This window comes from Rhizobacter sp. OV335 (genome assembly GCF_900142965.1).
Lineage (GTDB): Bacteria > Pseudomonadota > Gammaproteobacteria > Burkholderiales > Burkholderiaceae_C > Rhizobacter.
On the sequence record NZ_FRCQ01000003.1, the window covers coordinates 325,347 to 337,744 of the forward strand.

The 12,398-nt window shown below is 69.2% G+C and carries 11 protein-coding genes and 1 tRNA gene; 5 read left to right on the forward strand and 7 right to left on the reverse strand.

Features of this window, described 5'->3' with window-relative positions; translation table 11 throughout:
* Positions 1–24: 24 nt before the first annotated feature.
* From hemC to BUE42_RS05140, 5 genes are all read left to right on the forward strand, one after another.
* Entirely contained in the window at positions 25–963 is a 939-nt protein-coding gene (gene hemC / locus BUE42_RS05120) for a hydroxymethylbilane synthase (protein WP_073463429.1), read from the forward strand.
* Positions 941–1,729, forward strand: a complete 789-nt coding sequence (locus BUE42_RS05125) for a uroporphyrinogen-III synthase (RefSeq protein ID WP_073463340.1) — start codon at positions 941–943, stop codon at positions 1,727–1,729. The genes hemC and BUE42_RS05125 overlap by 23 nt, the downstream gene beginning before the upstream one ends.
* Positions 1,726–2,862 (forward strand): uroporphyrinogen-III C-methyltransferase, encoded by a 1,137-nt coding sequence (locus BUE42_RS05130; protein ID WP_235002102.1) that lies wholly within the window; start codon positions 1,726–1,728, stop codon positions 2,860–2,862. The genes BUE42_RS05125 and BUE42_RS05130 overlap by 4 nt, the downstream gene beginning before the upstream one ends.
* A 19-nt stretch (positions 2,863–2,881) precedes the next feature.
* Positions 2,882–4,135 (forward strand): heme biosynthesis HemY N-terminal domain-containing protein, encoded by a 1,254-nt coding sequence (locus BUE42_RS05135; RefSeq protein WP_073463342.1) that lies wholly within the window; start codon positions 2,882–2,884, stop codon positions 4,133–4,135.
* Between the two features lie 27 nt (positions 4,136–4,162).
* Positions 4,163–4,239 (forward strand) — tRNA-Arg (locus BUE42_RS05140).
* A 236-nt stretch (positions 4,240–4,475) separates the two neighbouring features.
* Here the strand turns inward: BUE42_RS05140 and BUE42_RS05145 are convergent.
* From BUE42_RS05145 to BUE42_RS05175, 7 genes are all read right to left on the reverse strand, one after another.
* Entirely contained in the window at positions 4,476–7,367 is a 2,892-nt protein-coding gene (locus BUE42_RS05145; protein WP_073463344.1) for an ATP-binding protein, read from the reverse strand.
* An 84-nt stretch (positions 7,368–7,451) separates the two neighbouring features.
* Positions 7,452–9,317, reverse strand: coding sequence for an amidohydrolase (locus BUE42_RS05150; protein WP_073463346.1), 1,866 nt, complete (start codon positions 9,315–9,317; stop codon positions 7,452–7,454).
* Positions 9,314–9,565, reverse strand: coding sequence for a DUF1427 family protein (locus tag BUE42_RS05155; protein ID WP_073463348.1), 252 nt, complete (start codon positions 9,563–9,565; stop codon positions 9,314–9,316). The genes BUE42_RS05150 and BUE42_RS05155 overlap by 4 nt, the downstream gene beginning before the upstream one ends.
* A gap of 20 nt (positions 9,566–9,585) precedes the next feature.
* Positions 9,586–10,242: a hydrolase gene (locus BUE42_RS05160; RefSeq protein WP_073463350.1), complete on the reverse strand. Its 657-nt coding sequence runs from the start codon at positions 10,240–10,242 to the stop codon at positions 9,586–9,588.
* Positions 10,243–10,404: 162 nt separating this feature from the next.
* The gene (locus BUE42_RS05165; protein ID WP_073463352.1) at positions 10,405–10,809 is read right to left on the reverse strand and encodes a DoxX family membrane protein; all 405 of its coding nucleotides are present in this window, start codon (positions 10,807–10,809) and stop codon (positions 10,405–10,407) included.
* Between the two features lie 7 nt (positions 10,810–10,816).
* Positions 10,817–11,422 carry a flavodoxin family protein gene (locus BUE42_RS05170; RefSeq protein ID WP_073463354.1) on the reverse strand — a complete coding sequence of 202 codons (606 nt, stop codon included), beginning with the start codon at positions 11,420–11,422 and terminating at the stop codon, positions 10,817–10,819.
* A gap of 30 nt (positions 11,423–11,452) precedes the next feature.
* On the reverse strand, positions 11,453–12,379 hold the full coding sequence (locus BUE42_RS05175) for an alpha/beta fold hydrolase (RefSeq protein WP_073463356.1): 927 nt from the start codon (positions 12,377–12,379) through the stop codon (positions 11,453–11,455).
* Positions 12,380–12,398 lie beyond the last annotated feature (19 nt).

Consider the following 12,398-nt stretch of genomic DNA (forward strand, 5'->3'; position numbering starts at 1 on the left):
AGATGGGCCTGATAGCATTTGCCGATGTCTTCGCTGCCCGAACCCCTCGTCATCGCCACCCGCGAAAGCCGCCTCGCCCTCTGGCAGGCCGAACATGTGCGCGACCTGCTGCAACAACGCTTCGGGCTGCGCGTCGAGCTGCTCGGCATGACGACCCGCGGCGACCAGATCCTCGACCGCACGCTGTCGAAGGTCGGCGGCAAGGGCCTGTTCGTCAAGGAGCTCGAGGCCGCGCTCGAAGACGGCCGCGCGCACCTGGCCGTGCATTCGCTGAAGGACGTGCCGATGGACCTGCCGGACGGCTTCGAGCTGGCCGCGGTGCTGGAGCGAGAGGACCCGCGCGATGCCTTCGTCTCCAACCGTTTCGCGACGCTGGCCGAGCTGCCGCAAGGCGCCTGCGTCGGCACCTCCAGCCTGCGGCGGGTCTCGCAGGTGCTGGCGCGCCGGCCCGACCTGCGCATCGAGCCGCTGCGCGGCAACCTCGACACCCGGCTGCGCAAGCTCGACGACGGCCAGTACGACGCGATCGTGCTGGCGGCGGCCGGGCTGAAGCGGCTGGGTCTCGCGCAGCGCATCCGTTCGGTGTTCGCGGTCGACGAGATGATTCCGGCGGCCGGGCAGGGCGCCCTCGGCATCGAGATCCGCAGCGACCAGCCGGCACTGCGCGAGCTGCTGGCGCAACTGAGCGACCGGCCCACCTGGTGGGTCGCGCAGGCGGAGCGCGCGGTGTCGCGCTCGCTGGGCGGCAGCTGCAGCATGCCGCTGGCCGCGCATGCGGTGTGGGACGGTGCGCAGCTGCGCATCACCGCCGCGCTCGGCCATGTCGACGATCCGGCGCGCCCGCTGCTGCACACGACGGCCGTGGCCGTGGTGGCCGACGATGGCGCGGCCCGTGGCCTGGGCGAACTCGCCGCGGCGCAACTGAGGTCCGCGGGTGCCGATGCCTACCTCGGCACCGGCTGACGTCGATTCGCCGCTGCGCGTGCTGGTCACGCGGCCTGCGGCCCAGGCGCGCGAGTGGGTCGACGGGCTGCGCGCGGCCGGGCTCGATGCGCAGGCCCTGCCGCTGATCGACATCCGGCCGATCGACGATCCCGCTGCGCTGCACGCCGCCTGGCACGGGCTGGCGGAGGTCGGGCTCGTGATGTTCGTGAGCCCGAATGCGGCCGAGCAGTTCTTCGCGCATCACCCGCCTGGGGCTGTGTGGCCGGCGGCGCTGCAGGCCGCTTCGCCGGGCCCGGGCACGACGCGCGTGCTGCGTGCGCTGGGCGTGGCGCAGGTCGTCGAGCCGGCGGCCGATGCGCTGCAGTTCGATTCGGAGGCGCTGTGGGCGCAGCTGCGCACGCAGGCCTGGACGGGGCGCCGCGTGCTGGTGGTGCGGGGCACCAGCGGGCGCGACTGGCTGGCCGATCGCCTTCGCGAGCAGGGCGCCGAGGTGTCGCTGGTGTGCGCCTATGGCCGCAGCGCGCCGGTGCTCGACGACGCCGGCAGCGCGCTGCTGCAGGCCGCGCTCGACCGCCCGGCGCGGCATCTGTGGTTCTTCAGCAGCTCCGAAGCGGTCGATCACCTGGAGGGCCTGGTGCCGTCGGCGAGCTGGGCCGCGGGCCGCGCGCTCGCGACGCACCCGCGGATCGCCGCCCGCGCGCGGGCCCTCGGCCTCGGGCAGGTGCTCGAATCCCGGCCCTCTCTCGCGGAAGTGGTGGCCTGCATACAATCGATCGCATCGTGACCGAGACCGTCTCCTCCCCACCCGCCCTCGCCGAACCCGTGCCGACCGCTCCCGCGGTCGTGGTGACGCGCCGCCTGCCCGGCTGGCTCGCGCCGGCGGTGCTCGCGCTGCTGGTGCTGCTGATCGTCATCGCGCTGGTGCAGGCCTGGTCGGCGCAGCAGCGGGTGCGCACGCTTGAACAAGAACTGGTGCGCCGCCAGCAAGACAGCGGCCGGCTGTCCGGCGAGGCGCAGTTGATGGCGCGCCAAGCCCAGGAGGTCGCACGCGACAGTGCGGCCAAGGTCGCGCTGCTCGAGGCCAAGCTGTCCGAGGTCGCGATCCAGCGCAGCCAGCTCGAGGACCTGATCCAGTCGCTGTCGCGCTCGCGCGACGAGAACGTGCTGGTCGACATCGACGCCGGCCTGCGCGTCGCGCAGCAGCAGGCGGCGATCACCGGCAGCGCCGAACCGCTGGTGGCCGCGCTGAAGCAGGCCGACGAACGCCTGGCCCGCTACAGCCAGCCGCGGCTCGACGGCGTGCGCCGCGCGATCGCGCGCGACATCGACCGCGTCAGGTCGGTCGGCGTGGCCGACATCGGCGGGCTCTCGATCAAGGTCGACGAGGTGGTGCGGCTGGTCGACGAACTGCCGTTGCTGTCGCAGGCGGAGCCGCGGCGCGAGACGCCCAAGCCGGCGGCCTCGGCGGCTTCGGTGCCGCGTCCGAGCGCGCGCAGCGCCTCGCCGGTGGGCAGCACGCCGACGCCGGTGGGCGGCGGGCTGGCCGAACTGTCCGATCGCTTGGGTGCGCTGTTCGACCGCGTCTGGGGCGAGACCCGTTCGCTGGTGCGCGTGAGCCGCGTCGACAACCCGGACGCGATGTGGCTGGCGCCCGAGCAGGCCTTCTTCCTGCGCGAGAACCTGAAGCTGCGGCTGCTGAACGCCCGGCTGGCGGTGCTGAGCCGGCAGTTCGACGCAGCGCAGACCGACCTGCTGAGCGCCCAGCAGGCGCTGGAGCGCTACTTCGACCGCAGTTCGCGCCGCACGACGGTGGCGCTCGAGCTGGTCAAGCAGGTGGCGGCCGGCGCACACCAGGTGGTGCTGCCGCGTCCCGACGACACGCTCGCGGCGCTGGCCACCGCGACGGCCGGACGTTGACCTGAGGCCCCCGCTGCCGATGCGTGCCGTCATCTGGTTCGTGCTGTTGTTCGTGCTGGCGGTGGTCAGTGCGTCGGTGCTCGGCACCAACGACGGCCTCGCCTCGTTCTACTGGGGCTCGTGGCGGCTCGACGTCTCGCTGAACCTGTTCCTGATCGCGCTGGTGGCGACCTGCTTCGCGCTGGTCGCGGTGATCCAGGCGATCAATGCGCTGATCGGGCTGCCGAGAAGGGCGCACGAATGGCGCGTCGCGCGCCGCGACCGCACCGCGCAGGCGGCGCTGCGCGATGCGCTGTCGCAGTACTTCGGCGGGCGCTACAGCCGGGCGCAGAAGTCGGCGCAGCGCGCGCTGCTGATCCAGAGCGACACGCCCGACCTGGTGCAGGACAACGAATTCACCGTGCTCGGCCACCTGCTGGCCGCCGGCAGCCTGCACAAGCTGCAGGATCGTGTGCGCCGCGACGAGCAACTGCGCCTGGCGCTCGACCTGTCGAGCCGCAGCGGCCTCGCGCGGCCGGCCGAAGAAGGTGCGCGCCTGCTGGCGGCCGAATGGGCGCTCGACGACCGCGATGCGGCGCGCGCGCTCGAACTGCTGGGCGAGTTGCCGCCGGGGGTCGCGCGCCGCACGCATGCGCTGCGGCTGCGCCTGCAGGCCACGCGCCTCGCGCGCCAGCCGCACGAGGCGCTGAAGACCGCGCGGCTGCTGGCCAAGCACCAGGCCTTCTCGAAGGAGGCAGCGCAGGGGCTGCTGCGCTCGCTCGCGTTCGAATCGCTCGATGGCGCGCGCGATGCCGACCAGGTGCGGCGCGTGTGGCTGTCGCTCGAGGCGGTCGACCGGCGCGACCCGTTCGTCGCGGCGCGCACCGCGACGCGGCTGTCCAAGTTCGGCGCGCAGGCCGACGCGCGCAATGCGCTGCGGCCGTTCTGGGAGCGGCTGGGCGAACTCGGCATCGACGAGCGCTGTGCGCTGGCCGAGGCGCTGGTCGCGTCGATCGACGGCATCGGCGCCGATTGGCTGCCGCGGCTGGAGGCCTCGCTGCAGGCGTTCCCACGCGAGCCGGCGCTCGCGCATGCGGTGGGCCGGGCGCTGGCGCAGCGCGAGCTGTGGGGCAAGGCGCGGCTGCTGCTGCAGCAGGCCGCCGATGCCGAAGAGTTGCCGATGGCCGCGCGCCGCGACGCCTGGGTGCTGCTCGCGCACCTGGCCGAGCAGCAGGGCGACGTCGAGCGCACCGCCGATTGCTATCGACACGCCGCAACGCTGGCGGAGATCTGAAAAAGTCGTGCTACACTGCGAGGCTCAGCGGCTGTAGCTCAGTTGGATAGAGTACTTGGCTACGAACCAAGGGGTCGTGGGTTCGAATCCTGCCAGCCGCACCAAAAAACAAGAAATGATTCAACGCCTTAGAGGTTCACGCCTCTAGGGCGTTTTTTCTTGCCGGGGGAGTTTTGGGGGAGTGGCCGTCGAGCGCTCTGCCTCTTGCTCCATCCGCAGCGTGGCCAGGCTCTTGTTCCAGCGGCCCGAATAATCCTTGATCGCTGACCTCCGATGGAGCAGGGGGCAGGCATTGCCGGCCGAACTCATCAATCGGACAGGAGACTTGAGCGACTCGAACTCACTGCGCTGAAGCGGCCCCGTGCGTGCGCGCCTGCTGAAAGGCGTGCGAGGCCTGGGACCCGCAGTTCTCTCCCGCCGCCAGATGCCGCGCCCGCTGCAGATCCGGTTGCGCTGAACCGTCGTCGATGGCGTTCAGTATTGTCAACAGCATGCCTCTCGCTGACGCCCGCTCAGCGGAATCTGCCGCAGCCACCTCGAAGAGGCTGATGGCAATCCGCAACGACCAGAAACGCGCGCCTTGCTCCACACTGAGCTCGAATGCCGCGCGGAGCTCGGCGATACAGCGGCCCCGGCCGGCTTCATCGTGCGGATCAAGCGCCGCCAGTGCGGCCAGGCGCAGTACCTCCGGAGCGCACCAGCCCACCTCGCCCCGACGTGCTCGGGACAGCGTGATGGGGTCCGGAGCGGCCAACTGCAATGCGGCGCATATGTCCATCAGCACAGCGTTCTTGGCCAGCAGTTGGCCCTCGGCGCGGTCGGGCAGCAGCGGCCGGCCGGCCAGAAGGCAGTCGAACACCTGGGCGAACGATTGCCAGTAAGGCACGTTGCCGCGCACGGAATGGTTCAGCAGTTGGTGGTTCCACAGGGCCGCTGCCTGCATGTCGCCGCGCCAGATGGCGATGGGAATCGCCGCGAAAGCAAGTGGATGGATCTTGATATAGATGTGAGCCTCGTCGTCACTCACGACGATGTCCTGAACCATCGCCCAGGCCACCCGGAAATCACCGCGCAGCCAATGGATGCGAGCCAGTCTGATCTGCATCGAGAGCTGAAAGGGCAGCGGGCTCTGAAAGCGCGACTCGAGCCCATCGGCATCCAGCGTCATCACCCGGTGAGCCAACCGCTCCGCGGCATCGTGCTGACCCAATTCGTGCAATGCAATCGCCGTGAGCCGGTCGCCCACGGCGACAGACAAGATTTCCAGATCCCCTTGCGCGAGCTCCCGTATTTCCTCGCAGCAGCTCAACACCTGCAGATAGTCACCTCGACCGAAAGCGCTCGCGCACAGGGCGAAGAGCGCCTCGATCTTGTCCCCATGGCCGTCGAACCGGTCCACGAGGCGTCGATCAACGGCCATCCCGCGCTGGTGACTTTCGCTGTCTGCCAGCGTTTGGCCTGACAGGAAGGTCTGCAGCAGTTGCAATCGCGTGAGAAGGCGCGCGCCCGCCACGCCGGCACGCCCGGCCTTGTCGGCCGCGGCGATCAGGTGGAGACCGTACTCTTCGAACAGGCCCGCCATGTGCCACTTCGGCATGGACTCGGCGACCACCTCCACTCCGAGCGCGAGGTCGTTCTCCTCCAACAACGCCCAGGTGATGGCGGCGCGCAATTCGGCGATGGCCGACGCCAGCGCAGCGCTGCGGCGGAAGCGGGAGAGTTGCTGCCGGCCCTTGTTCGAATCCACCGTGCAGCCCAGCACGAAGACGGCATGCCGGCGGTGCACCTGCACAGCTTCCGGCATGGCCGCAAGGATCCGCTCGGCGAACAGGCGGGTGACATAGAGCAGCCGATGGCGCGGTGAACCACCGCTGCCCGTCTCAAGCACCATCAGCGACTTCCCGCACAGGCTCAACACGCTGTCAATGACCTGCTGTTGGGCCAGTTCGGGGCCGGCTGCAACGGCAACGGCGGCCTCCAGGTCGAAGGCACTCCTGAACACCGCCAGGCGCTGCAGCACCCGCCGTTCGGTCTCGGTCAGCAACTCGTAGCTCCAGTTCATCACCGCATGCAGGGTCTGGTGGCGGCTCATGGCGGTACGCCGCCCCCGCGTCAGCAACTCGAAGGCGCTTTCCAGGCGCAGCAGCAGCCCTTGCGCGCCCAGGCTGTTCACGCGGGCGGCGGCGAGCTCGATCGCCAGCGGAATGCCGTCCAGATACTCGCAGAGCTGCCTGATCGCCGAGACGTTGGCGTTGGTCAGGACAAACGACGCGCAAGCTGCCCGCGCACGCTCGACGAACAGCTGGATGGCGGGGTAGTCCAACACAGCGTCGACAGACAGCAGGGCATCAGGGGCCGGCACGCCCAGCGGCGGAAGCCTGAACACCCATTCGGCCTCGGCCTCCAACGGCTCCCGGCTCGTCGCCAGGATGCGCAATCGAGGGCAACTGCGGAGCAACCGGTCGGCCAATGCCGCGACGGCGTCGATCACGTGCTCGCAGTTGTCCAGCACGAGCAGAGCCTGCTGGCGGCTGAGAGCGTTCTCCAGCGTGGCCCACGGCTCGCCACGGGCGACATCAAGGCCGCAGGACTGCCCGACCTCGACGACCACCAGTGCCGGGTCGGTCAGCATGGAGAGATCGACGAAGAACGATCCCTGCTCGTGCAGCGGTGTCTGGTGCTCCGCCACGGCCAGGGCGACCGTCGTCTTGCCCATGCCGCCGGCGCCGACGACGCAGACGAGGCGCTCCCGGGACAGGAGTTCGCCGATCCTGGCGATGTCCTGGCCGCGGCCGACGGGGCGCGTGAGCAGGGGCGGCAGCTTGCGCACTGCGTCCTTCGGGTCGTCAATCGCCTGGACGGGCGGCGCCAAGGTCGACGTGAAGGCCCGCACCTCGCCGACGAAGGCGTAGCCCCGACCCGGCACGTTGGTGATGTACCTGGCTCCGCCCTGTCCGTCGCCGAGCACCCGCCTCAGTGCGGACATGTGGACCCGCAGGCTGGTTTCCTCGACCACCGTGCTTGGCCAGACCTGGGCAACCAGTTCGTCGCGGCTGCAGAGCCGACCGGGCGTTTGGAGCAGTGCCTCCAGCAGCTGCAGCGAGCGGTTGCCGGCGCGAACAGGCCCATTGGCGTCGCGGAGCTCGCGACGGATCAGGTCGTACCGGAATGGCCCGAAATCAAAGGCTGTCGTCTGACCGTGGGCGACCTGCTCTGCCGTTGTGGAGTCCATGTCGGGTGCCGAACTGCCGGAGTTGCATGGTGCGTCGGCATCATGGAAGAAAATCGCTCACCTGTGGTGTGAATCGCCGTGAATTCAAAACGCCCAGCACGAGCAGCCCAGCGCGCCCCAGAAGCTGCGGGCGTCCTCCGCCGGCGCCGTGCGGTCCCAGGCGTGGGCATGCGCATGCACGCCGCACGCGCTCGCGCAGCCGCAGGCCGGGCCGGCGCGATTGCCGGTGCGGGTGAACAGCCCGGCCGCGGGGTTGCGGTGCTGGTAGCCACCGAAGCGGCGCACAGGGCTCCAGTCGGGGCTCGCGGGCGGCAGCGGCGGTGCCAAGTCCGAGAAGGGGCCGCTGCCATGCACGACACGACCGTCCATGACGGTGAGTTCCGAATACAGGTCGGCGATGTCGCTTTCGCTGACCTGGAAGTAGTCGGCAGACAGCACGGCGAAGTCCGCCCATTGGCCCACCGCGATCTGACCCTTGCGGCCCTCGTCGTGGCTGAACCAGGTGTTGGCCTGGGTCCACAGCGTCAACGCCGTGTGTCGGTCCAGCAGGTTGCGCTCGGCGGTCAGCTGCAGCCCGCCGACGGTCTTGCCCGTGACCAGCCAGCCCAGGCCGACCCACGGGTTGTAGCTGGCCACGCGCGTGGCGTCGGTGCCGGCACCGACAGGCAGACCGGCGTCCAGCATGGCCGTGATGGGCGGCGCCGCCTCGGCAGCCGAGGCGCCGTAGCGCTCGACGAACGCCTCGCCCTGGTAGGCCATGCGGTGCTGCACGGCAATGCCGCCCTGCAGCCATGCCACGCGGTCGATGTTGGACCGCGAGATGGTCTCGGCATGGTCGAACCACCAGTGCAGGCCGGCAAAGGGCGTGTCGCGGTCGACCTTCTCGAACACGTCCAGCGCGCGGCCGATGGACTCGTCGTAGGTGGCATGCAGCCGGAAGGGCCAGCGCTTTTCCACCAGCAGCCGCACCACGCCTTCGAGTTCGCCTTCCATGCCCGCCGGCAAATCCGGCCGAGGCTCGCGGAAATCCTCGAAGTCGGCGGCGCTGAACACCAGCATCTCGCCCGCGCCGTTGTGGCGGAACGTGGGCGAGCCAGACAGCGGCGGTAGCATGTCGGTCCAGCGCGTGAAGTCGCCCTTCTCGCCGCCCTTGTTCTGCGTGAAGAGGTTGTAGGCAATGCGCACCGTCAGCTCGTTGCCTGCGGCGAGCTTCTCGATGATCTGGTAGTCGTCAGGGTAGTTCTGGAAGCCGCCACCGGCGTCGATGACCGAGGTGATGCCCAGCCGGTTGAGCTCGCGCATGAACAGGCGCGTGGAGTTGACTTGGTCCCGCGGGTCCAGCTTCGGGCCTTTGGCCAGGGTGGCATACAGGACGAGGGCGTTGGGCTGAGCCAGCAGCAGGCCGGTGGGCGTGCCGTCTGCCTGGCGCTGGATGCGGCCGCCCGGTGGGTCGGGCGTGTCCTTGCCGTAGCCCACGGCGCGCAGGGCAGCGGCATTCAGCAGCGCGCGGTCGTAGAGGTGCAGGATGAAAACCGGCGTGTCGGGCGCCACGGCGTTGAGTTCGTCCAGTGTCGGCAGGCGCTTCTCGGCGAACTGGTGCTCGCTGAAGCCGCCCACCACGCGCACCCATTGCGGTGCCGGCGTCACGTCCACCTGCTGTTTCAGCATGCCCATCGCGTCGGCAAGGCTGCGCACGCCGTCCCAGCGCAGCTCCATGTTGAAGCTCAGTCCGCCGCGGATCAGGTGGGTGTGGCTGTCGATGAGGCCGGGAATGAGGCGCTTGCCCCGCGCATCGACTCGCCGCGTGGTGGGGCCGGCCAGTGCCATCACGGCGGCCTCGTCGCCCACGGCGATGAGGTGGCCGTCTTTCACGGCCAGGGCGCTGGCCTGCGGCTGCGCCGCGTTCAGCGTGGTGATGCGGGCGTTCGTGACGACCAGGTCTGCGCTCACGACTGCCTCTCCTTGGGGGAGGTTTCGATGCCGGTGATCCTGGGGACACAGGTCTGCTTGAACCAGGTGATGCTGACGTGCTCGCGGTTCAACATGCGCAGCGCCAGCGTCCCCAGTTGTTCACCGGTGGCGATGCCCAGCAGGCCGAGCAAGGCGATGGCGGGCGGAGCCGGGGACTTCACATGCAGCACTGCGTAGACCAGGCCGGCCAACAGCCCGGCACCCAGCGACAGGAGATAGACCTTCATCGGGAGCCCCTCGTCCGTGATCAGTGGCCACGCTCGGACGCCGAGAACATCATCGACGCGTAGGCAATGCCGATGCCATAGGCGCCGCCGTGCCTCTGCGCTATGCCCGTGGTGAGGCCATAGGTCTCGCCACGCGCCCAGTCGCGCTGCAATTCCAGCAGGTACTGCAGCGACGTCATCGGCCGAGCGCCGGCCTGCACCATGCGTTGCAGCGCGTGCTCGTGGGCAGCGGTGCTGACATCACCGCAGGCATCGGCAATCACGCAGAGCTCGAAGCCCTGCTCCAGCGCCGACAGCACCGGGCCGACGATGCACACCGAGGTCCACAGCCCGGCCATGACCAGCCGGTTCTTGTCCAGACGGTTGATCTCGACGGCGATGTGCTCGTCCTCCCAGGTGTTCATCGACGTGCGGTCGATGACCGGGTGGCCGGGGAAGGCCTGCTTGATCTCGTCGAACATCGGTCCGCTGAAGCTCTTCTCTGCCACGGTGGTCAGCAGGGTCGGCACCTTGAAGCCAGCGGCCGCCTGCGAGATCAGCGCCACGTTGTTGCGCAGTTCGATCGCGTCGATGGACTTCGTGGCGAAGGCCATCTGGGACTGGAAATCGATCAGCACCAACGCGTGATTGCTGGGGCTGAGCAGGGCTTTGGCGGGGACGGCTTTGGCAATCGACATCGTGTTCTCCGGCGGGTTGGGTTGCAGTTCATCCAGGATAGAAAACCAGGCGCCCGATGGCGTCTCTCAGATGGCAGATCCGGTGCTCGCCTCTTTGGCATCCTGGCGACGCGCGAGCCATGCCGCCACGGCCCGCGGCCAGCAGCGCGAGCTGGCTTGATCTCACGCCTCGGGCTCCATCAACGCCGCGTACAGCAGCGCGCCGACCAGCGCGATATGCTCCCAGAAGCCGTTGAACGCCTGCGAGCGGCCCGGCCCCGATGGCAGCCCCCACCAGCGGTGCGCCAGGAAGGTAGCGGCCAGCGTGAAGGCCGCCAATGCGAGACCGCCCAGCCACGCCCACCGTCCGCCGCGCAGCAGCAGCGCGCTACCGCCGAGCTGGAGAGCGATGACCGCAGCCGTGATCGGCGCCTTCGCCACATCGCCGAGCAGTCCGGCCACCTCGGCCTGGGCGCCAGCGAAGTCCGACAGCTTCAGCACGCCACTGATCAGGTAAGGCAGCAGCAGGCTCAGCAACGCGAGGCGTCGCCACGTAGCGGGAAGGGCACGCTTCAACGGGATGACCATGCCGCCCTCACGCCACGGCGGCGCGGCCGGCCACCAGCTGGCGCGCGACGCTGGCCACGCGCTTGCCCAGATGCTCGGCCGTCAGCAGGTCGGCCAGCGGCGGGGCCAGGTCGGGGCCTTCGTCGGCGTTGGACTGCGCCGCTGCGCCGAGGAAGAAGCCATGCCGGTTGGTGGTCTCTTCGGTGGACTTGGAGTTGTTGTGCCCGGGCGGCAGGCCCAGGTTGACCCAGTGCATGCCATGTTGAGCGGCGAAGATGACCAGCTGCTGCAGCGTGGCCAGCTTGTCGCCCGAGCGGGCGGCGGAGTTGGTGAAGCCGGCTGCGACCTTGTCGCGCCACAGGCCGCCCGCGGCGAACACGGTGCGCGACGTGGCGTCCATGAACACCTTGAACTGTGCCGACGCGCTGCCCATGTAGGTCGGCGCGCCGAAGACGATGGCATCGGCCTGGGCCAGAAGGTCCCAGTGCCGCTCGACGTCGTCCGTCGGCACCAGCGTCACGTCGACGTCGCCAGCGGCATCAGCCCCGCGTGCCACGGCCTGCGCCTGCCGCGCCGTGTGGCCGTAGCCGCTGTGATAGACGACGGCCAGGCGGATGTGAAAAGGGTTGTTCATGGACAAATCCTTGAAGATGTGGGGTTGCGTCTACTTGGACAGGAAGTCCTTGACGCCCTGGACGACGGCGGCCGGCTCTTCCTCCATCAACCAGTGACCGGCGCGCGGGATGACGAGCTCCGTGACGTTGGTGGCCGCGTTGCGCATCGCCACGGCTTCCAGCCCGGCGAACGACTTCTCGCCCCCGATGGCCAGCACGGGCATGGTGAGCTTGGTCTTCATCGACTCCAGGTTGTCCTTCGCGTCCTGGCGAAAGGCCTGGAACTGCGACAGTGCCCCCTTCATGGCACCGGGCTGCGCGTAGAGCTGCGCGTAGTGGTTGCGGGTGCCTTCGTCGATCTTCTCGGGCTGGCCGCCGAAGTCGTTGTAGAAGCGGTCCAGGAAGATGCGTTCACGCCCTTGCACGAGGCGGAAGACGTCCTTGCCGTAGAAGTCGAAATGCCACAGCTTGGGGTTGCGGACGACCTCGTCCCACGGCGGGATTCCGGGGGGCGGTGCGTCCATCACGACCAACCGCGTCGTTTTGGTCGGGTACGCAGCAGCGTAGGCGTAGGCCACCATCACGCCGATGTCGTGCCCCACGACGTCAGCCTGGTCGATGCCCAACGCGTCCAGCACCCCGCGGATGTCCTTGGCCTGGTTCTTCTTCTCGTAGCCGTCCTCGGGCTTCGCCGACAGACCGATGCCGCGCAGGTCGGGCGCGACGACGCGGTGGTTCCTGGCCAACTCGATGGCCAGCGGCGTCCACATGTCGCCGGTGTCGCCAAAGCCGTGGATGAGTACCACGGCCGGGCCACTGCCGCCGACGCGGACGTGCAGCGTCGTGCCGTTGGTGGCAATGTCCTGCAACTTGAACGTGGCGGGATAAGGCTTGGGCTGCGCCATCGCGTGCGGCGTGGCCATGAGCGCGGCGGCCAGCAGCGCGCTGCCGAGCAGGTACTTGGAGGAAGAGAACATGCAAACTCCTTGGTGGTTG

What these genes read in the sequence shown, in the direction of transcription:
- hemC (WP_073463429.1), top strand. Translation starts at nt 25, where the DNA reads ATGTCTTCGCTGCCCGAACCCCTCGTCATCGCCACCCGCGAAAGCCGC.
- BUE42_RS05125 (WP_073463340.1), top strand. Translation starts at nt 941, where the DNA reads ATGCCTACCTCGGCACCGGCTGACGTCGATTCGCCGCTGCGCGTGCTG.
- BUE42_RS05135 (WP_073463342.1), top strand. Translation starts at nt 2,882, where the DNA reads ATGCGTGCCGTCATCTGGTTCGTGCTGTTGTTCGTGCTGGCGGTGGTC.
- BUE42_RS05145 (WP_073463344.1), bottom strand. Translation starts at nt 7,367, where the DNA reads ATGGACTCCACAACGGCAGAGCAGGTCGCCCACGGTCAGACGACAGCC.
- BUE42_RS05155 (WP_073463348.1), bottom strand. Translation starts at nt 9,565, where the DNA reads ATGAAGGTCTATCTCCTGTCGCTGGGTGCCGGGCTGTTGGCCGGCCTG.
- BUE42_RS05160 (WP_073463350.1), bottom strand. Translation starts at nt 10,242, where the DNA reads ATGTCGATTGCCAAAGCCGTCCCCGCCAAAGCCCTGCTCAGCCCCAGC.
- BUE42_RS05165 (WP_073463352.1), bottom strand. Translation starts at nt 10,809, where the DNA reads ATGGTCATCCCGTTGAAGCGTGCCCTTCCCGCTACGTGGCGACGCCTC.
- BUE42_RS05170 (WP_073463354.1), bottom strand. Translation starts at nt 11,422, where the DNA reads ATGAACAACCCTTTTCACATCCGCCTGGCCGTCGTCTATCACAGCGGC.
- BUE42_RS05175 (WP_073463356.1), bottom strand. Translation starts at nt 12,379, where the DNA reads ATGTTCTCTTCCTCCAAGTACCTGCTCGGCAGCGCGCTGCTGGCCGCC.